This window comes from Proteus sp. STS61-E, from assembly GCF_040932335.1.
Classification (GTDB): Bacteria; Pseudomonadota; Gammaproteobacteria; order Enterobacterales; family Enterobacteriaceae; genus Proteus; species Proteus mirabilis_B.
Map to the genome: position 1 here is coordinate 38154 of NZ_JBFQGE010000007.1, position 20026 is coordinate 58179.

The 20026-nt window shown below is 37.9% G+C and carries 20 protein-coding genes, 1 tRNA gene and 2 pseudogenes; 18 read left to right on the plus strand and 5 right to left on the minus strand.

The genetic code is table 11. The features are described 5' to 3' along the window. The first annotated feature begins 29 nt into the window (after positions 1–29). Positions 30–124 (plus strand) — tRNA-Sec (locus AB4J89_RS15275). A gap of 170 nt (positions 125–294) precedes the next feature. Then, positions 295–582: pseudogene (locus AB4J89_RS15280) on the plus strand (hydroxyacid dehydrogenase); the annotation flags it as partial. A 132-nt stretch (positions 583–714) separates the two neighbouring features. Here the strand turns inward: AB4J89_RS15280 and AB4J89_RS15285 are convergent. Together AB4J89_RS15285 and yajD are read right to left on the minus strand one after the other, a co-directional pair. Continuing rightward, positions 715–1077: a YibL family ribosome-associated protein gene (locus AB4J89_RS15285; protein ID WP_194951477.1), complete on the minus strand. Its 363-nt coding sequence runs from the start codon at positions 1075–1077 to the stop codon at positions 715–717. Between the two features lie 111 nt (positions 1078–1188). After that, positions 1189–1536, minus strand: coding sequence for an HNH nuclease YajD (gene yajD, locus AB4J89_RS15290; protein ID WP_006534437.1), 348 nt, complete (start codon positions 1534–1536; stop codon positions 1189–1191). A gap of 408 nt (positions 1537–1944) precedes the next feature. On the opposite strand from yajD, the gene dinD reads away from it, so the two are divergent. The 3 genes from dinD (at position 1945) to AB4J89_RS15305 (ending at position 4017) form a co-directional block, all read left to right on the plus strand. Continuing rightward, the gene (gene dinD / locus AB4J89_RS15295) at positions 1945–2769 is read left to right on the plus strand and encodes a DNA damage-inducible protein D (protein ID WP_088494221.1); all 825 of its coding nucleotides are present in this window, start codon (positions 1945–1947) and stop codon (positions 2767–2769) included. A gap of 130 nt (positions 2770–2899) precedes the next feature. Then, positions 2900–3433: a DUF2058 domain-containing protein gene (locus AB4J89_RS15300; RefSeq protein ID WP_088494222.1), complete on the plus strand. Its 534-nt coding sequence runs from the start codon at positions 2900–2902 to the stop codon at positions 3431–3433. Between the two features lie 101 nt (positions 3434–3534). Beyond that, positions 3535–4017, plus strand: coding sequence for a cold-shock protein (locus AB4J89_RS15305; RefSeq protein ID WP_088494223.1), 483 nt, complete (start codon positions 3535–3537; stop codon positions 4015–4017). 10 nt (positions 4018–4027) lie between these two features. On the opposite strand, the gene AB4J89_RS15310 is transcribed toward AB4J89_RS15305, so the two are convergent. After that, a complete protein-coding gene (locus AB4J89_RS15310; RefSeq protein WP_088494224.1) occupies positions 4028–4744 on the minus strand; it encodes an RluA family pseudouridine synthase in 717 nt (238 codons plus the stop codon). 124 nt (positions 4745–4868) lie between these two features. Between AB4J89_RS15310 and AB4J89_RS15315 the strand changes: the two genes are divergently transcribed. The 7 genes from AB4J89_RS15315 (at position 4869) to AB4J89_RS15345 (ending at position 11831) form a co-directional block, all read left to right on the plus strand. Further along, the gene (locus AB4J89_RS15315; RefSeq protein ID WP_088494225.1) at positions 4869–5114 is read left to right on the plus strand and encodes a DUF2543 family protein; all 246 of its coding nucleotides are present in this window, start codon (positions 4869–4871) and stop codon (positions 5112–5114) included. Positions 5115–5311: 197 nt separating this feature from the next. Beyond that, positions 5312–6052, plus strand: coding sequence for a MurR/RpiR family transcriptional regulator (locus AB4J89_RS15320; RefSeq protein WP_088494226.1), 741 nt, complete (start codon positions 5312–5314; stop codon positions 6050–6052). 335 nt (positions 6053–6387) lie between these two features. Further along, positions 6388–7944 (plus strand): PTS transporter subunit EIIC, encoded by a 1557-nt coding sequence (locus AB4J89_RS15325; RefSeq protein ID WP_088494227.1) that lies wholly within the window; start codon positions 6388–6390, stop codon positions 7942–7944. Positions 7945–7955: 11 nt separating this feature from the next. Beyond that, complete coding sequence (locus AB4J89_RS15330; protein ID WP_088494228.1) at positions 7956–9326, plus strand: adenylosuccinate lyase family protein; 1371 nt, start codon at positions 7956–7958, stop codon at positions 9324–9326. A gap of 248 nt (positions 9327–9574) precedes the next feature. Next, positions 9575–10411 carry a 5-dehydro-4-deoxy-D-glucuronate isomerase gene (gene kduI, locus AB4J89_RS15335; RefSeq protein ID WP_088494229.1) on the plus strand — a complete coding sequence of 279 codons (837 nt, stop codon included), beginning with the start codon at positions 9575–9577 and terminating at the stop codon, positions 10409–10411. An 83-nt stretch (positions 10412–10494) separates the two neighbouring features. Beyond that, positions 10495–11256 (plus strand): 2-dehydro-3-deoxy-D-gluconate 5-dehydrogenase KduD, encoded by a 762-nt coding sequence (gene kduD, locus AB4J89_RS15340; RefSeq protein ID WP_088494230.1) that lies wholly within the window; start codon positions 10495–10497, stop codon positions 11254–11256. A 65-nt stretch (positions 11257–11321) separates the two neighbouring features. Beyond that, entirely contained in the window at positions 11322–11831 is a 510-nt protein-coding gene (locus AB4J89_RS15345; protein WP_368469819.1) for a YgjV family protein, read from the plus strand. Positions 11832–11908: 77 nt separating this feature from the next. Here AB4J89_RS15345 and kdgR read toward each other — a convergent pair whose 3' ends face one another. Beyond that, positions 11909–12730, minus strand: a complete 822-nt coding sequence (gene kdgR, locus AB4J89_RS15350; RefSeq protein WP_088494232.1) for a DNA-binding transcriptional regulator KdgR — start codon at positions 12728–12730, stop codon at positions 11909–11911. A 422-nt stretch (positions 12731–13152) separates the two neighbouring features. On the opposite strand from kdgR, the pseudogene AB4J89_RS15355 reads away from it, so the two are divergent. The 6 genes and pseudogenes from AB4J89_RS15355 to AB4J89_RS15380 all read left to right on the plus strand — a co-directional run. Then, a pseudogene (locus AB4J89_RS15355) lies at positions 13153–14067 on the plus strand (sugar kinase); the annotation flags it as partial. Between the two features lie 45 nt (positions 14068–14112). Next, a complete protein-coding gene (locus tag AB4J89_RS15360) occupies positions 14113–14733 on the plus strand; it encodes a bifunctional 4-hydroxy-2-oxoglutarate aldolase/2-dehydro-3-deoxy-phosphogluconate aldolase (RefSeq protein ID WP_166540488.1) in 621 nt (206 codons plus the stop codon). Positions 14734–14767: 34 nt separating this feature from the next. Then, positions 14768–15241: a YhcH/YjgK/YiaL family protein gene (locus tag AB4J89_RS15365; RefSeq protein WP_368469821.1), complete on the plus strand. Its 474-nt coding sequence runs from the start codon at positions 14768–14770 to the stop codon at positions 15239–15241. Positions 15242–15581: 340 nt separating this feature from the next. Continuing rightward, complete coding sequence (locus AB4J89_RS15370; protein ID WP_088494234.1) at positions 15582–16592, plus strand: TRAP transporter substrate-binding protein; 1011 nt, start codon at positions 15582–15584, stop codon at positions 16590–16592. A 52-nt stretch (positions 16593–16644) separates the two neighbouring features. After that, positions 16645–17205 carry a TRAP transporter small permease gene (locus AB4J89_RS15375; protein ID WP_194951469.1) on the plus strand — a complete coding sequence of 187 codons (561 nt, stop codon included), beginning with the start codon at positions 16645–16647 and terminating at the stop codon, positions 17203–17205. 2 nt (positions 17206–17207) lie between these two features. Further along, positions 17208–18515: a TRAP transporter large permease gene (locus AB4J89_RS15380; RefSeq protein WP_088494236.1), complete on the plus strand. Its 1308-nt coding sequence runs from the start codon at positions 17208–17210 to the stop codon at positions 18513–18515. 149 nt (positions 18516–18664) lie between these two features. Here AB4J89_RS15380 and AB4J89_RS15385 read toward each other — a convergent pair whose 3' ends face one another. Continuing rightward, positions 18665–19981, minus strand: coding sequence for a sodium-dependent transporter (locus tag AB4J89_RS15385; RefSeq protein ID WP_088494237.1), 1317 nt, complete (start codon positions 19979–19981; stop codon positions 18665–18667). Positions 19982–20026: the final 45 nt, after the last annotated feature.

The following is a 20026-nucleotide window of genomic DNA, read 5'->3' on the forward strand; positions in this document are numbered from 1 at the left end:
CGTTATTTCCTTTTGACCCATTCAAAAATGGAAGATCATCGTCCCCGGTGGGGCGGCTGGACTTCAAATCCAGATGGGGCCGCCAGCGGTCCTTGGCAGGTTCGACTCCTGTGATCTTCCGCCACTTCTTGTTTTTATCACTTCCCAATAAAGCCTCTTGTTATCTCTTTATCATATTGTTTTTTGGAAAAATAATAAGTTTATTCTCTATTTACCGTCACCCTTATTTTTTGGATAAACATGGTATATTGTTAGTCACGGTTTATTTATAACGTATAGAGTGGGGGCAGTGTAATGAGCGAAAATCTTCCTGAAGCACCACAGGGTGAATTTGTTTTATTTCGAAGTGAAGATGGTAAAACTCGCGTCGAATGCCGTTTTGAATCCGATACACTGTGGTTATCTCAATCCTCTATTTGTGAGCTTTACGGTAAAGCTAAAGCCACGATTAGTGAGCATATCAGCAATATTTTTACTGAAGGTGAGTTAGTTGAAGATTCAATTGTTCGGTTTTACCGAACAACTGCGGATGATAGCAAACAATACAATGTAAAGTATTTTAATCTCTCAATGATCCTCGCTTTCAAGCTTTCGTGATACTTTACTTCCTAATCTTTTATTAGGATAACTGACGGTTCATAACAACGAAAAGTATATTAAGAACCTTTCAGTATTAGTCGATCATTACAGGTTTTAGTTGAGCTAATTATCTAACTAGAAATCAGTCTTAGAAAAACCGGTCATTCCCTCTAGACCCATTTCGCGGCCTAATGCCGTCATTGGATGGACAATTACCAAGCCTCGCACAGCTTTCTTCAGCTTACCAATATCAGCCTGTTCTTTCTTAGTGATGAGGCGTTTGAATGGCATATTCTCTAATTTCTGTGCTTCTTTGCTTAGTTTATTGTTACGTACTGCCTTCAGACGAACAATTTCAGCTTCCAGCTCTACTTTTTCTTTCTCAAACTCTGCGTATTTTTCCGCTTCTTCCGTCAGTGAGATACTTGCCATTTTATGACTAATAAGGTCTAAACGGTCGCTAAGGAGTTTAATTTTTGCTTTTTCAATTTCTTTCATTATTAATTAACCGTGAACAAATTTCTTGTTGGCAAGTATACACCATTCTGTGTAAGAGCGTGAAAAGGGGAACCGATTGACTGCTTTACACCAAAGTAGACATTATCTTCACTATTTTTTCTTATTGAGCATCGACTTTAAATCAGCAAAAGGATTATAGGTTGCTGCTCCTACATCATCTTGTGCATCTTCACCAGCGACAACGGTTGTGCCGTATTGGTCTGCTTCTGTGTATTTAGAGTGTTCATGATCATGGCAAAACAGACACAATAACTCCCAGTTACTACCATCCTCTGGGTTATTGGTATGGTCGTGATCAATATGATGAACGGTTAGTTCACGTAAGTTTGAATAGACAAATTCACGCGCACAACGTCCGCATACCCACGGGTAGATTTTCAGTGCTTTTTCACGGTAGCCACTTTCTAACCGTGCATAGTTTTTTGGGATCAGAGCCATTGTTAGTATTACCTGTTATAAGAGAAAGTTTGACGATAGTTTTTCCAATATACTCTGAATGTACGGATAGGTTCAAATGTTGCTAAAACTACTCATCATGTGATTGCGAATACTTAAATATTCTATATTTATTTTTAAATCGAAAACTAGATATAAGTATTTTATTAGGTGCCTTTGTTACACCTAAAACTTATTGATCTAAATATCATTTTTATCTGATGGTTGAGATCGTTATAACGGAGTTTTTCCTTGAAATAAATTGCTCTATATTCAATATAAATTGATTAATTTTGTTGGCTCAACTCGTAGAAGATAAGATTATTAATACCTTATACAAAGTACATGTATTAGAAATCACGGTTATTATCTTAAAGAAAAAATTCAGTTTTCTATAGAAAGGAATTATTTGTGGAACATCACCATCAGCCTTTTGACGAAATAAAAAGAATTAATGAATTTGGTATTGAATATTGGTCTGCTAGAGAGCTTTCTAAGCTTTTGGAATATTCGGAATACCGTCATTTCATGCCTGTTTTAAACAGAGCTAAAGAAGCATGTCTACAGAGTAAACATAGGATAGATGACCATTTCGAGGATATTCTCGGTATGGTGAACATCGGATCTGGTGCACAGCGAAAGATAAAAGACGTCATACTTTCTCGCTATGCTTGTTACCTTGTGGTTCAAAATGGTGATCCAAGTAAGCCTGTAATTGCTTCTGGGCAAACTTATTTTGCTATTCAGACTCGACGACAAGAGCTAGTGGATGATGAAGTTTTTAAACAGTTACGGGAAGATGAAAAGCGTTTATTTCTGCGCAATGAATTGAAAGAACACAATAAGCAACTCGTAGAAGCAGCACAACAGGCAGGAGTTGAAACTAGAATTGATTTTGCGATATTTCAAAATCATGGTTACAAGGGACTATATGGAGGGTTAGATCAAAAAGGTATTCATCAGCGCAAAAATTTAGCTAAGTCTCAAAAAATATTAGATTATATGGGGTCGACAGAATTAGCGGCTAATCTATTTAGAGCAACACAAGCAGATGAAAAACTTAGGCGAGATAATGTGCAAAATAAGACACAGGCAAATAAAACTCACTTTGATGTAGGAAGAAAAGTTCGAGAAACTATTTATGAGCTAGGAGGCACAATGCCTGAAGATTTACCATCTCCTCAAAAAAGTATCAAACAATTAATTTCCACAGAAAAGAAAAAGCTTAAAAAATAGAAGTAAGATAAATATTTTCTCAAGTAGTGAAATTTTTAAATCAGTTTTCTTCAACATCTTTCCAATCTAATGCACTCTTAGAAATTACAGGTATAATTTCAAAAATTATTTAGCAGATTTAGGCATAAAAATGGCAAAACTTACCTTACAAGAGCAAATGTTAAAAGCAGGGCTTGTGACCAGTAAAAAAATGGCAAAAGTCCAAAGAACGGCAAAAAAATCACGTGTTCAGGCGCGAGAAGCAAGAGAAGCCGTAGAAGAAAATAAAAAAGCCCAGCTTGAGCGCGATAAACTGCTGAGTGAGCAACAAAAACAAGCAACGTTATCTAAAGAGTATAAAGCGCAAGTTAAGCAACTTATTGAGATGAATAGAATTACGTCAACAAAAGGCGATATTGATTTTAACTTCACTGACAATAATGTGATTAAAAATATCGTGGTGGATAAACTGACACAATCTCAATTGATTAGTGGACGTCTCGCTATTGCTCGTCTGGATAATGCAGATAAAACGGAATACGCAATTATTCCAGCCAGTGTTGCGGATAAAATTACACAAAGAGACGTGGACTGCATCTTGTTAAATAATGCACTTAGCGAGACAGAACAAGATGAAGACGATCCTTATGCTGATTTTAAAATCCCAGATGATTTGATGTGGTGATCAGTAAAGTAGCTTATTAGTTCAAAGGCATAGTCTGTATAAGCATTGTGCTTTATACTGCATCTGGAAATTTTTGTAGATAAACGATTAAGTAGGCGATAATGGCAATGAACGGAATAATCACAAAGTGGTTTGAAGATAAAGGTTTTGGATTTATTAAAGATGAAAACGGTGATAACCGTTATTTTCATGTGATTAAAGTTGCCAATCCTGCTTTGATAAAAACAGATGCAAATGTCACGTTTGAACCAACCACAAATACCAAAGGCTTGTCTGCTTACGCGGTTAAAGTGATCCCAGACAGCAAATACGTTTATATTGCAGGTGAGCGAGTTAAACTGACATCCATTAAATCATTTCGAATTTTTAGTGAAGATGTGCCCGCAGATACGCATATCAATAAAGAAAACACCGTACTTTCTGTCGGTACTTTAATGAATAGTATCAGACCAAAATCAGCGGATAACTCTAATAATATGCGCACGTTAAGAAAGCTTGCGATCACCACAATGCACGGAACAGAAATCGTTTTTACTGAAGATGAACTCGATATCGATGAAACAGTAAAAGCACTTAAACTGTAAATATCGATATTTAAAACGGGCTCTTGCTGTGCGCTTTTACTGGTGCTTGGCTAATGGGGTGAACAAAATGAAGTTCACTCGCATGAAGCATCAGTCGCGGAGTCCGTTCAGTTCCTTCCATTCCTTCAATTAAGCCTCCATCGCACCCACCATATAAATCACAACCTAAAATAGGATGTCCTATAAATTGGCTGTGAATACGAAGTTGATGCGTCCTTCCAGTTTCAGGCGTAAATTGTACCCGCGTTAAAGGCAATAACGTTCCATCTTCTAATGTATGATAAAAACGCTCAATAACGTGATAACGAGAGCGTGCTGGCTTGCCATTAATAGGGCAAATTGACATGCGTGGGAACAAAGCGGGATCTTTTGCAATCGGTGCATCAATTATGCCTTCATTATCACCCAAATGCCCACACAGTAGTGCATTATATATTTTGGTTACACTGCGCTGGCTAAATTGCTGACACAAAAGGGCATTGATTGCTTTATTGCGTGCCACAACCATCAATCCAGATGTGCCAAAATCAAGCCGATGAACAAGTGTACATCCCGGAAATAGCTTCACTAATCGATAATGTACTGAGTCTATATTTTGTGGATTTTTTCCTGATAAACTCAATAATCCTGTCGGTTTGTTGATAAGGACTAAGTGCTCGTCTTGATAAAGGATCTCGATTTCATCATGGCAAGGTGGAGCAATAAAAGTATCGATAATCGTAGACATCAGCTTATCCGCAAAAAAGAAGGAAGTGGATGATAGCGAATTTTAGGTTAACAGGCGAATGTAGAGATATACTCTTAGCCATTCGAATATGACGAGTATAAACGTTAATCCTTGGGGACAACTTATGAACAATGAAATCCACTTTAAATATTATGATATGGTCGAAGAGTATGCGATGGAGTCGACAGAGCCAGTTGCTGAAGCAGAAGAAGATGCGCTTGCTCTTTATTTCCAGTTGCTACTTACTCGATTAATGAATAACGAAGAAATTAGTGAGAACGCACAGCAAGAGATGGCAAAAGAAGCGGGTATTGATAAAAAACGCATTGATGATATCGCCATGTTTCTTAATCGCTGGGGTAACGAATAACACGTATTGAGCTCATTAAAAAATGGGCTCAATATTATCCTAATTCACAAAATACCACTCTGATCCTACATAACTGTATGATTTAACGTATACTCGTTATGCACTTTATTTCACATAAACTCGCAAAAAGAACAGAACTGCTTTTTTGATGTGTGCTGTTTTCATAAGATGTTTTAGATTAATTTATTGGGTGAGATATGCTGGATTTTTTAAAAAATTATGACAATTTAACCATCAGCGAAAAGAAAGTATTAAAATATCTCACCGATAATATTGCGGATATTCCGTATTTAAATATTAATGATTTAGTGGCTAAAACTTTTGTATCAAAAACGGTTATCATTAATTTATCGCAAAAGTTAGGGTTTAGTGGATTTAAAGAGCTTAAATTCCAAATTAATAATTATATTTTGACGAGAAATAAAGTCGAAAAGACTAATGCGGCATCTTATAAAAAACAATTAGAAAAAAATATTCATAAAACATTTACCTTAATTAATGAAGAACAAATTCAGGAGTGTGCAAAAACCTTACGCCATTCTAGAAATATTTTTATTGTCGCAAGAGGCACGAGCAAAGCCGTAGGGTATTACCTTGAGCACCTATTGTTTGCATTAGGTCTACATTGCTTTTTTATTAATGATTACAATTTATCTGATTCGTTTACGCGCCTTGTTAATGAAGACGACACAGTTATCTTTATCTCTCTTTCTGGTGGGACTAAAAAAATCATCGAGACAGCAAAAATTGTACAATTGAAAGATGCCAATATCATTAGTATGACGGCATTTAATACCAATGAATTAACCAGTTATGCGACTCATGCTCTATTTTGTTTTGCTGATAATCATGATACTAAAAAAGATGATACTAAATCCCGTATTGGTTTTTTTATGCTGGTGGATTTACTGATTAATGAGTTAGAAAATCTACTTTAAAAAGAGATAACAGTGCCTATATTTTATTACTAAATACTCTTTTTAATGATTAAAGCGTGAATAGTATTAATATATCTCGTTAGATTAATCATCGTTTATTCTAAAATAGCCTTTCTTTTCAATCTTACTTCCAAGTCCTAAAATAAATATTATTTAATAGAATAAAATGATTTATTCACTGTTCTTTATTAAGTCGATAATTAATAAAAAGACCTAAGTCATAAAGTATGACCTGAGATAATATTTAAAACCAGCGCGTCATTCATTTCCTATAATCCCTAAGATAGAGTACCTCGGTAATTCTTTTATATTCGAGAAGTCATAAGGAAAAAAATATGGCCAGGAAAAAGTTCAGCGAATCTATTCAGCGCTTTGGTAGAACCCTACTTCTACCTATCGGTGTATTGGCACCTATTGGTATGATCTTAGGGATCAGTGGTGCTTTAGTTCAGTCTTATATGATTGCACGCTTTCCTTTTCTAGGAAATGAAACAGTCAATGCTCTATTAGTTAGTATCCGTACTATTGCAGGTGTGGTGTTTGACAATATTCCTCTCTTATTTGCAATGGGTGTGGCATATGGTATGAGCCACAAAGATAAGGGGATAGCGGTCTTTGCCTCCGTTGTTGGCTATTTGACCTTGATAAGTACTATCAATATCTGGTTGGTATTGACAGGAAAGCTTGCTGATCCTGCGATTATGACGCAGGTGGGGCAAATCAAGGTGCTTGGTATACAAACCATGAATATCAGTGCCGCAGGGGGGATTATCACAGGATTAATTGCGGCATGGGCTACCGATAAATTCTATAACCTTGAATTACCGACTGCATTTGCCTTCTTCTCAGGGAAAAAATCTGTCGCCATTATTATGGTCGGATTGATGATCTGCGTAGGTGCATTACTGCCATTTATTTGGGAAGTATTAGTCATGGGCTTAACTAAGCTCTCGGCTGTCTTCTTAAGTCCTGTCGGACCTTTCTTTACTGCGGGTGGTGAACGTCTATTTATTCCATTTGGTTTACACCACGTCTGGAACGTTCTGTTTAGATTTACCGAAGCTGGTGGTTCTTATGTGATTGATGGACAAACCTATGTGGGCGTTGTTCCAGCAATGACAGAAGTGTTATTTAACCAAGGGCCAAGCAGTGAATATTGGGCAATGATGCCAAGCTTGACGCGTTTTATGGCTCAGCAACAAATGTTGGTAACGCTGTTCTTATTCCCAGCGATTGCATTAGCGATTTATAAAACCTCGAAAAAAGAGAACCGTGCTGAAGTTAAATCAATGCTGGTGACGATGGTCTTAACTGCAATGTTAGGTAACGTTACCGAACCGCTTGAATTTACCTTCGTCTTTATCGCACCGTTACTTTATTTAATTTACGCGATTATCGTGGGTATTGGTGCAGTTCTGCTCTCTTTTGCAGGTGTTGCGATCGGTTATATCCGAGGCACAGTCTTTGACTTCACTATCTTTGGTTTACTGTACGAGCACACGAACTGGATCTTCTTAGTGCTGATTGGTAGTGCGCTTGCTGTTGTGACCTACTTTATTTTCTACTGGGCTATCGTCAAATTCGATATCAAAACACCGGGTAGAGAAGAATCAAGCAATATGAAAAATACATTAATTAAAGAAAAACGTTATGGCGAAATTGCAGAGATTTTAATCCAAGCGTTAGGTGGCAAACAAAATATTCGTAATGTTGATAACTGTATTACACGACTACGTATCGACATTAATGAAGTTAATCAAATAGATAAAGAATTAATGTTGGAGTCTGGATGTACAGCATTCTTCTTTCCGGCAGCAAACCATGTCCATGTCGTTTATGGCCCTAAAGTCGAATTTGTTCGCAATGCTGTTGATGAAGCAATGAAGAAATAAAAGGATACATGATGAGAGCGTTATACGATTCTAAAAGTAAAACAATCGACGATCGCGGTATAAAAAATCTGCTGTCCAATGAAGCTAAATATTCAACTTGGTTGATGTTTGAAGCAATGTTAGCGCAAGCACAAGCTGAACACGGTTTTATTCCACAGTCTGCCGCTGATGAAATTAAAGAAAAGGCGATTATTGAGAATATCGATTTCGAAGAGATGAACCGCATTTATCAAAAAATCGGTCATGGCTTTGTGCCTTTCTTAAAAGTACTGGTGAATGCATGCTCTGAAGAGAGCGGTAAATATGTGCATTACGGCATTACCACGCAAAATATACAGCAAAGTTCACAGCTGTATATGATGAAAACAGTACACGATAAGTTCATGTTATTGTTGAGCGAAATTATTGAAAATTTATCAAATCTCGCTGAAAAAACAAAACATATGGTAATGGCAGGTAGAACGCACGGTCGCCATGCTATTCCTATCACTTACGGATATAAAGTTTCAGTGTGGATCAGTGATTTTATTGATTGCTACCAACGTATGAAAGAATGCGAAAAGCGAGTATTCACCATTATGATGGGTGGTGCAGTCGGTGCTTTTAACTCAATGCCTGAAGTGGGAATGAAAGTACAAAAACGCGTTGCTGAATTAGTGGGTATGCAAGCAATGGAAGTACCATCACGTAACCTAAGTACGCATAAATTAGAGTACATGATGAACTTGGCACTGATGGCAAATATCTGCCATAAAATTGGTGAAGAAGTTTATAGCACTACATTAGAAGAAATTGCTGAGGTTTCTGAAGGGTTTACAAAAGGCACTGTGGGTAGTAGCACGATGCCTCATAAAATTAATCCAAAATTGGCGAAAGGTATTATTGCTAACTCACAGAAACTGTACTCGTTACCTAATGTTGGTATGTACTCTGCGGTAAGACCTTATGAAGGTGACAGCAGTTCTTATATGTTATTCGATGGCTTAATTGAAGAAGCATTAGAATTAACAACAGAAATTTTATTAAGAACGGAAGAGCTTTCAAGAACCATCGTTCCTCATGAAGAGAGAATGCTACATAACGTGATGAGAAATAAGGGTTTAGATAATACCGAATACGTTATGATGAAAATGGCAGAAAAATTAGGTAAAGATAAAGCGCATTCACTGTTATATGAAGAAGCCATTAAAACGGCAGCAGACGGTGAAGATTTTTATACTAACCTGATGAAGAATGAAACCATCACAGCGGCCTTTAATGCTGATGAAATTAAGGCAATGCTTGATCCTCGTTCTTATATCGGTTTATCCGTTGAACTTGCTGAGAAAGAAGCGAAACGTGGATTAGCGATTTCTAAAGAAATTAAACAGAGCTATAAATAAAGTCATCAAGTATCCATAAGTAAGTCATTATCAGTTATATCAAGAGCCACTCTATTGAGTGGCTTTTTTACTTCTTAAAGAAAAAATTGTCTTTTTCTATAAAAAGAACGATATGTTCAAAAAAATAAAACAATGTTTTATATTTTTATTGATGGTTGTGTTTTTTATTGATATCGTGTCCCTATAAAAGTGATGCATTTTCACACATTATCATTAATGCCTATCAAGGCTAGGAATTGAGGTTCATTATGCAAACTCGTCAAAGCATTCATAGCGACCATGCCAAACAACTAGATACAGAAGGCCTGCGCCGCGAGTTTCTGATAGAAGAAGTTTTTAGCCCTAATAAACTGACGATGACTTATAGTCATATCGACCGAATTGTATTTGGTGGAATTATGCCGGTGGACTCTACACTCACTTTTTCTAATGAGTTAGGTAAGTCTTTTGGTGTCACCTATTTCCTAGAGCGCCGTGAATTAGGCCTTATTAATATTGGTGGCGCAGGTGTGATTACGGTTGATGGTACAAACTATGAAGTGGGCAAAGCAGAAGCCCTTTATGTAGGAAAAGGTGCTCGTGATGTCAGCTTTAAGAGTGTTGACTCTGCTCATCCAGCTAAATTCTATTATAACAGCGCGCCTGCACATACCACTTACCCAACACGTAAAATCACACAAGATCAGGCTTCTCCTGAAACATTAGGGGATGCAAGCACCAGTAATCGCCGTACTATTTATAAATATTTAGTTCCTAACGTATTACCGACCTGCCAATTAGTAATGGGTATGACTCAGCTAGAGGAAGGTAGTCTTTGGAATACCATGCCTTGTCATACACATGAACGCCGTATGGAAGTCTATTTCTATTTCAATATGAAAGATGATGCAGCGGTATTCCATATGATGGGTAAACCAGATGAAACTCGCCATTTATTAGTTCATAACGAACAAGCCATTATTTCACCAAGTTGGTCTATTCACGCAGGTGTTGGAACACAAGCTTATACCTTTATTTGGGGTATGGTGGGTGAGAATCAGGTCTTTAGCGATATGGATCACGTTGCGGTGCGCGATCTGCGCTAATCAGATAAATGTATTACTCATAATAAAGTAGCCACCAAGTATATGAATTGGTGGTACATATTTCCTATATTCGAGGTAATGGTATGATCCTGAATGCATTTGATCTGAAAGGTAAAGTCGCCATTGTAACTGGCTGTAATACAGGTTTAGGCCAAGGTATGGCATTAGGGCTTGCTCAAGCTGGTTGCGATATTGTGGGGATCAACCTTGTTGAACCGACAGAGACTATCGCTGAAGTAGAAGCACTTGGTCGTCGTTTTTTAAGTTTGCAAGCTGATGTGAGTAAAACGAACGAGTTGCCGGGGCTGGTGGATAAAGCCGTCGCTCATTTCGGACACGTTGATATTTTAGTCAACAATGCCGGTATCATTCGTAGAGAAGATGCGATTAATTTTACAGAGAAAGATTGGGATGATGTTATGGATCTCAATATTAAAAGTCTCTTTTTCATGTCACAAGCAGTGGCTAGAAAATTTATCGCTCAAGGCACTGGTGGTAAAATTATTAATATTGCATCAATGCTCTCATTCCAAGGTGGCATACGTGTGCCGTCTTATACCGCATCTAAAAGTGGCGTTATGGGCGTAACCCGTTTGTTAGCAAACGAATGGGCAAGTAAAGGCATTAACGTGAATGCTATCGCTCCGGGCTATATGGCAACAAATAACACCGCAGCTCTGCGTGCTGATGAAGAGCGTAATGCGGCTATTTTAGAGCGTATTCCGGCTGAGCGTTGGGGCGTTCCTAGTGACATGATGGGGCCTGTTGTTTTCTTAGCATCTTCGGCTTCTGATTATGTTAATGGTTATACCATCGCAGTTGACGGTGGTTGGCTAGCGCGTTAATACGCTATTGTTGAAGAAGGCGCCCAAAGGCGCCTTTTTTCGTTGAGCTGTGATAAGGGGGTTGCATGTTTTTTGAAAATTATTGGTTTGCCCAAGGTATTGGTGTTCTGGGGTGCCTTATTGGTGCAACTGCCTTTATGCAACGACAAGATAGCAAACTGAGATTTCAGCTCACGCTCAATGGCCTTTTGATGTCTATTCATTTCTTTTTGATAGGCTCAACAGTCGGAGCTATTAACTGTTTACTTTGTGCAATCCGAAATTGGGTATCGGGCTATTCGCGTAATATTGGGATCATGTTGATCTTTATTGCTTTAGCATGGTTTTTAGTGATCCCAAAAATCATCCATCCAATACAATTCTTAACGTTATTAGCGACGACATTAACAACCTATGCACTATTTCGCTTTAACGGTATTGTGCTTAGATTGTGTATGTTAACCAGTACGTTATGTTGGTTAACGCATAATATTTGGGCAGGTTCAATTGGTGGAATAGCACAAGAAAGCCTTTTCTTAGTTGTGAATAGCCGAACTATTTTTAAGCTCTATAAGGCGAAATTACAGGATTCGTGATGACAGAGATAAATAAAAAAATCCATTAATATATTATTAATGGATTTTCATTATAAACAAAGAGTTAGGTTTGATTTTTAAATGTTTTCAGCCAAGACATTGGTGTCTGTGTAGCTAAAAGGGTAGTCGTGGAAACCTAATCCAGCAGAAATATTTGCTGCTGCTTCATGTAATTGCGCGATTAACGCAACTTTATTCTCTTCTTGGAAACGAATTAAAGGTAGAGATAAAGAGAGGCCGGCAATAATTCTGCCCATACGGCTATAAATAGGCACAGCAAAACAACGTAAGCCATGTTCCATTTCTTCTTTATCTTCTGCGTAACCTTGTTTGCGAACTTGTTCTAATTCAACAAGTAAAGCATCGATATCTTTCAGTGTGTATTTTGTGAAAGGTTCAAAAGTCACATTAGCCAAAATAGCGCGAATTTCCGTTTCTGGAAGCCAAGCCAGCATAATTTTACCTAGCCCAGTGCTATAAAGCGGACGGCGACGACCAATGCGAGAATACATCTGTAAATTGTATTCAGAGTCTATTTTATGCAGATAAACAATGCTGTCTTCGTCTAATGTACCGAGATGAAGCGTTTCTTTGGTTAGTTTTCCAAGGCGATACATTTGCTCATCAGCAAGTTTAATCAAGTCTTGGTTTTCAAGTGCTTTTGCGCCTAACTCAAATAATTTTAAGTTAAGAGAATACTTATCTGTTTCACCTTCTTGGGAAACATACCCTAACGTTTTCATCGTTTGTAAAAAACGATAGACGGTGCTTTTAGACATCATGATCCGCAAGGATAACTCTGTCACACCAATCACTTTTTCCTCGCCAAGTGCTTGTAATATAGCGAATACTTTGAGTACAGAGGAAACTGAATCAGGAGTGTTTTCTATTTCAGACATTGTGAGTCCTAAAAAATGATTTATTGTTTCATTATATTTGAAATGCTACAAAAATTATAGCGATTAGCGATGATGATTCAATAAGCTTAACGATTTTTCATCATGTAACGTGTTGCTAATCACAGTATTTTTAAATGAAAAATATCTAAATTTGATATTTTTTATGTGTGTATCACTTTGAATTTAAAGTAGATAGAGATAAATAGCCGTCATGGTTCTGTGTATGCTATTGGGTATCTGAGCACGCGATAACATGATGAGTACTTTATGGCTTTTTATGGATCTTCTTTAAACTTACTTTTTTATGCATTTTGAAAACAATGACAATATCACAAAATTAATGAAATGTTGTTTTAAATCTTTTTAATTGAATCAATTTAAAATAAAATGACATCATTGCTAATGTGAAAATGGAAAGCGCTATGGCTATCAATGTGGCTGTTATTGGCGAATGTATGATTGAACTATCCGAAAATCAGGCGAGTATTGTACGCCATTTTGGAGGAGATACTCTTAATACTGCTGTTTATTTGACTCGCGCAAATCCTAATTTATCTGTTCATTATGTAAGTGCGTTAGGTACAGATCCAATGAGTAGTGCCATGTTAGAGCAATGGCAAAAAGAAGGCGTACATACTGAATTAGTCCAGAGATTAGACAATAAATTACCCGGACTTTATCTCATAAACACGGATAACCAAGGAGAGCGTACCTTCCATTATTGGCGTAACGATGCTGCCGCGCGATATTGGTTACGATCACCAAAAGCCCCAATGATTTGTCAGCAACTGCTTGATTTTGATTATATCTATTTAAGTGGTATCAGCTTGGCGATTTTATCTCCGGAAGATAGAGAACTGCTTTTACAGCAATTAGCTAAGTGTCGAGAAAAGGGTGTGAAAATCGCCTTTGATAATAATTACCGCGCAAGATTATGGGAAAGTCTCGATGCAGCGCAAAAAACCTATCAAGCTGTTTTGTCACTCACTGACTTGGCTTTTCTCACATTAGACGATGAATTTCTTCTTTGGGGGGATAGCGAAGAAGCACAATGTGTGTCTAGAACGATTGAATTTGGTGTTGGGGAAATCGTTATTAAAAAAGGCGCAGAACCTTGCCTCATTATACAGCAAGGACATTGTGATGAAGTTCCCGCCATAAAACTCGATAAGCAAAGTGTGATTGATACAACCGCTGCAGGTGATTCATTCAGTGCAGGTTATCTTGCTACGCGATTAGCGGGTGAGTCAGTTGTGATGTCTGCGCGTTATGCACACTTACTTGCAAGTACGGTTATTCAACATCGTGGTGCGATTATCCCAATAGTCGCGATGCCACATTCCTCAATAAAAGCGCCACTTATTCATTCAACGAGACACACTATGTCAACATTACTTGAACAACTTTCGGCACTAAAAATTATTCCTGTTATTGCAATTAAAAATGCAGATGATGTTGTCGCATTAGGTAAAGCATTAGTTGAAAACGGTATGCCGAGTGCTGAAATAACTTTTCGTACTCCTGCGGCTGCAGAAGCTATTCGACAGTTAAGAAATGAATTTCCGAAAATGATCATTTGTGCAGGTACAGTATTAACGAAAGCACAGGTTGATCAGGCAATCGAAGCCGGTGCGGATTTTATTGTGAGTCCAGGATTTAACCCTCGCATTGTGCAATATTGCCAGCAAAGAGGCATTCCTATTATTCCGGGTATTAACACACCAAGTTTAGTTGAAGAGGCAATGGAATTAGGCATCAAGCTATTGAAGTTTTTCCCGGCAGAACTTTCAGGCGGTATTGGCATGCTCAAAGCGTTGAGTGCTGTTTATCCTGTTTCTTTTATGCCGACAGGCGGAGTTAATGCCAACAATGTGAAAGATTACCTCGCATTACCTCGAGTTGTTGCTTGCGGTGGTACATGGATGGTGCCTTCAGATCTCGTTGATAATCAAAAATGGGAAGAAATAGGCGCTCTTGCTAAAGAAGCAATGGCAGCTTTGTAATTAAATTTAAACACGGATTTAAGAGGGTAACCTGATGATCACTGGAAATTTAAAGCAACTCGATGCAACAATGCTGCCGCCTGCACTGTTAAAATTACTTACTCAAAAAGAGTTATCGTTAAACGCTTTGCAAGAGAAGAGTGAAGGGACATATAACATTATTAATAATGATGTTTTTTATATTATTTCCACACCGACTACTGATCGTGAAGAAAACTTAAAAAGTGAGTTTCATGATCATTATCTTGATATTCAAGTTGTGCTTAAGGGGCAAGAGATGATCTCTACTAGCACAACGATTACTTATCCTCATCAATATCAAGAGACAAAACCAGATCTGATTTTCTTAGATAATCCACCTATTACGACACGTTTATTGCTCGATACCGGCGATTTTGCGATTTTTTATCCCGGAGAAGTTCATCGACCTACTTGTCAGGTACATGCTTCGCAAAAAATTAAAAAAGCGGTTTTTAAAATCAGCAAAACATGGCTGGCAACCCAGTAATAATAACTAGGATCTTCATCCTATTATTCCCCATTCTAAATATGATTATCGGCTACTTTCCTGCTTAATAAGTAGCCGATAATTCAGATTTCAAGCGAGTTTGTAGTTTATTCCAGAATATATATTTTCTATTTTTTTACCATTAAATTACCTTTTTTAGATAATTTAATACTATTTTATCAATAGGTTATTGTATTTATAAAATTAAAAATATAAAAGTGGTAATCTATTTTCAAAAAATAGGAACGCCATTTCATTTTCTTGAATTCGATCACTGAAATATCGTCAAATTCAAGTAGGATTAACACTATCAAAATACGCAAACCCATAAGGGGTTCACATGCATACAATGAATGTTTTGCCTAAGTTATCTCTTATCAGCACCGTTGTAGTCGCTAGTCTTTTTTTAGCGGGATGTGGTGAAGATGACAAAACAGATAGTCCTGTTATTTTGAAAACGGCTTTTAACCAATCTGAAAAAAATCCTCAATACAAAGCATTGGAAGATTTTAGTCAAAAATTAGAAGCTGCTACGGGGGGTAAATATAAACTCGAAATTCATCCTAATGAATTATTGGGTGACCAACGTGCTGCTCTTGAATTAGTTCAATCAGGTGCCATTCAATTGGCCGTGGTTGCCAATCCCCTTGTTGAAAACTACAACAAAAACTTCTCTGTTCTGGCGATGCCTTATATCTATAACGACTCAGAACACCAAAGAAAAGTTTTTACAGGTGATATGTTAGATGGCCTATTTAGCTCAACCAAAGGAAATGGTTTCGAGGTACTTACTGCCTATACCGCAGGTGCTCGTAGTATGTATGTGAAAGGAACACCGGTTAAAACACCTGAAGATATGAAAGGAAGAAAGATCCGAGTCATGCAATCTGACACTATGGTGAAAATGTTGTCTTGCATGGGTGGAACAGGTGTTCCTATGGGACAGGGTGAAGTTTATTCCGCTATCCAACAAGGTGTTCTTGATGGTGCTGAGAATAATGAAATCACTTATGCTGACTTAAAACAGTATGAAGTTGCACCGAATTTCTCTTATACCCGTCACGTCATGGTTGCCGACTTACTTATCGCGAATGAAGCATTCTTAAATAAGATGAGCCCTGAAGATCAGGCAACTTTCCGTAAGTTAGCGAAAGAAAGTACGGTTACTGAGTTTAATTTATTTAACCAAGCGTTAGACACTGCTCGACAATCTGCTATTAGCCAAGGTGCAACATTTACTGAGGTTGATATCAAGCCATTCCAAGAGCGTTGTAAACCGCTGCAAGAATCGATGCTGACCACACCAGAACAGAAAGATATCTACAATAAGATCCGCGCATTAGCCAACTAATGCCGTTTGTTGCAAGGGGCTAAGTTTTTAGCCCCTATTATAAGGATCAACCATGGAACCTTCAGAGAAATTACCCTCTTCAAACGACTCTAATACGCCTGTTGCAAAAAAGGATTTTTATACTTTTTTAACAAGCATTAAGCTAAAAATAGATACCATCGTCGCTTATTTTTGTATTTTTCTTGTGGGTTTAATGACGATATTGGTGACTTACCAAGTGGTGACTCGTTACCTATTTAACGATCCTAGTGCAGTCAGCGAAGTGCTTTCTCGCTACCTATTTATCTGGTTAATTTTGATTGGTAGTGCTTATGTATTTGGATTACGTGAACATATCGCGATTACGTTTATGCGTGATCGAATGCCCTATAAAGTTCGTATTTGCCTTGAAATTTTAGGTGAGTTTGCCACAACTGCTTTTGTGTTATTGGTACTCACTATTGGTGGTTACATCGGTATGAGCCGCCAAATGGGACAACTTGATTCGGCACTGCAAATCCCTATCGGGGTTATCTATGCAGCTATACCTATAAGCGGTGTTCTCTCTGTTTTCTATTGCTTATATAACCAATATGGATTGGTTAGACAACTTTCTTCAAAGCAAAAGGTGTAACCATGGATATTGCAATTGTTGTTGCCCTAGTCATGTTTATTGGTGCATTCCTTCTCTTATTTATTGGTACACCAATCAGCGTCAGTATTGGACTCTCTTCTTTCTTCGCTATGGCAATGATATTGCCTTTTGATGGCGCTATTTTAACATCAGCTCAACGCGTGTTTGTGGGGCTAGACTCTTTCGCTCTGTTAGCCATTCCGTTCTTTATTCTGGCGGGTAACTTAATGAATAACGGCGGTATCGCTATTCGCTTAATTAACTGCGCTAAGTTAGTCAGTAACTTTTTACCGGGACCTTTAGCGCAAACTAACGTTGTTGCCAATATGCTATTTGGCTCAATCAGTGGCTCTGGTGTTGCTTCTGCGGCTGCGATTGGCGGCATTATGTCCCCAATCCAAAAGAAAGAAAATTACGATCCCGCTTTTAGTGCTGCGGTTAATATTGCATCAGCACCAACGGGTATGTTAATTCCACCAAGTAACACACTGATTGTTTATGCCACTGTTGCAGGAAGTGTTTCGATTACAGCTCTGTTTATGGGTGGCTATATTCCCGGCATTTTATGGGGACTGGGTGTGATGTTAGTGGCAGGTTTTATTGCTAAACGTCGCGGCTATGTTGCTGAAAAAAATACCATGAAAGGACAAGCGTTTAAGCTCGTGCTTGATGCTGTTCCTAGCTTAATGATGATTGTGGTTGTTATCGGTGGGATCTTAGGTGGTATTTTTACTGCAACAGAAGCTTCAGCCATTGCAGTTGTGTACTCTTTAATCTTAGGTATGTGTTATAAAAATATCAAAATAAACCATTTGCCTGCTATTTTCTTAGCCACCGCAAAAATGACGGCAATTGTTATTTTGATGCTTGCAACATCATCCATTATGTCTTGGGTAATGGCATTTACTAAAATACCTGCCATTATCGCATCAGGCTTACTCTCTTTTACCGATAGTTTCTTAGTTATTTTACTGATTATGAACTTAGTTTTACTGTTGGTTGGTACCTTTATGGACCCAACACCCGCAGTGTTAATCTTTACCCCAATCTTCCTACCGATTTGTGCTCAATTTGGTATGGACCCTGTTCAATTCGGTATCATGATGGTGTTTAACCTTTCATTAGGTACGATAACACCGCCAGTAGGTCCTATTTTATTTACCGGTTGTAAGATAGGTGAAATTAAGATTGAAGGTGTAATTAGACCGCTATTGCCTTTCTTTGCCGTAATTATTCTTGTGTTGTTATTAGTGACATATATTCCTGCAATTTCTATGTTCTTACCTCAAGCAATGGGATTGGTTGGGTAATATTGATAAAACTGCTAGGGGAAAAAAGTAATATAAAGTATCCAAAATAAAATAAGCCGATAATAAAAAGCTGTTATAAAACAAGAAAAAAGAGAGGGTCATTTGACCCTCTCTTTATGTTTAATAAGCTGTTTTTATCGGGGATCTGTTTAGCCAATCAATCCATGAATTAAAATAATACCGATACAAATTGGACCAATATAACGCCACACCAGTAATAAGCTTTGACGTTTTAATCCAGTGATATTTTCAGGAATAAATGCATTCGCTCTACGTGACCAACCAAAGATCAAACACATTGCAATACCAAACAGTGGCATCAAAATATTGGAAGTCAGGTAATCCAACAAATCAAAGACTGTTTTACCCCCTAATGTCACATCACTCATCGGACCGAAAGATAATGAAACTGGAATACCCATCAGCATAATTGAGGCGGTAACGACTAATCCAGCACGACGACGAGTCCACTGAAAACGCATCTGCACATAAGCCACGATATGCTCGAGTAATGAAATTGCAGAGGTTAACGCCGCCATTAATAACAAGACAAAGAAAGTCACTGCTAAAATATTACCGCCGGGTAAGTTGGCAAAGTAAACTGGCATCGTCATAAAGGTTAAACCGGGACCTGCATTTGGCTCTAAGCCTGCGGCAGATAATGCAGGGAAAATCATTAATCCGGCAAGCACACACACCATACAAGATAAGATAACCACCCACATACTGGAGTTAGCGATACCTTTGTTGTCCGCTAAATAAGCACTGTAAGTGATATGAATACCTAAACCGATAGACAGTGAGAAGAAGGCTAATCCTAACGCATCTAATACGCCTTGTGGGGTTAACTTACTAAAATCAGGGTATAAAAATAATTTTAAACCTTCAGAAGAACCGGGTAAGCTGATGCCAACAATAATCAATAAAATCATGATGATAAATAACATCGGCATCATGATTTTAACGGCTTTTTCTAATCCACGTTGTACACCTGCTAAAACCACGAAACAGGTTAATCCAGCAAAGGCAAGGTGAGCCAAAATAGGCCATAAAGGATCACTAATAAAGCGGGTAAAAATACCGGTTAATTCAGCGCTATCGGTAATATTCAACTGCCCTGTTGCTGCCATAACGGTATAGCCAATTGTCCAACCACCGACAACACTATAGAAGCTATAAATACACCAAGAGCTGAATACACCAATAACGCCAATGATGACCCAATTGCGTCCCATCATTCTTTTAAATGCGTTAACGGCTTCAGCATGTGTGCTACTGCCTAAAATATTCTCAGCCAGTAATACCGCAAGCCCGATAACAAAACTAAATAACAAGAAGACAATTAAAAATGCGCCACCGCCATTATTGGCTGCGACATAAGAAAACTTCCAAATTGCGCCAATGCCGATTGCAGAGCCAGCGGCTGCTAAGATATGACCGACTCGTGATGTCCATTGTTGGCTCATTTTGCCCCCTGTGTTATCGAATGAGTGATAGAGGCTATTGCCATG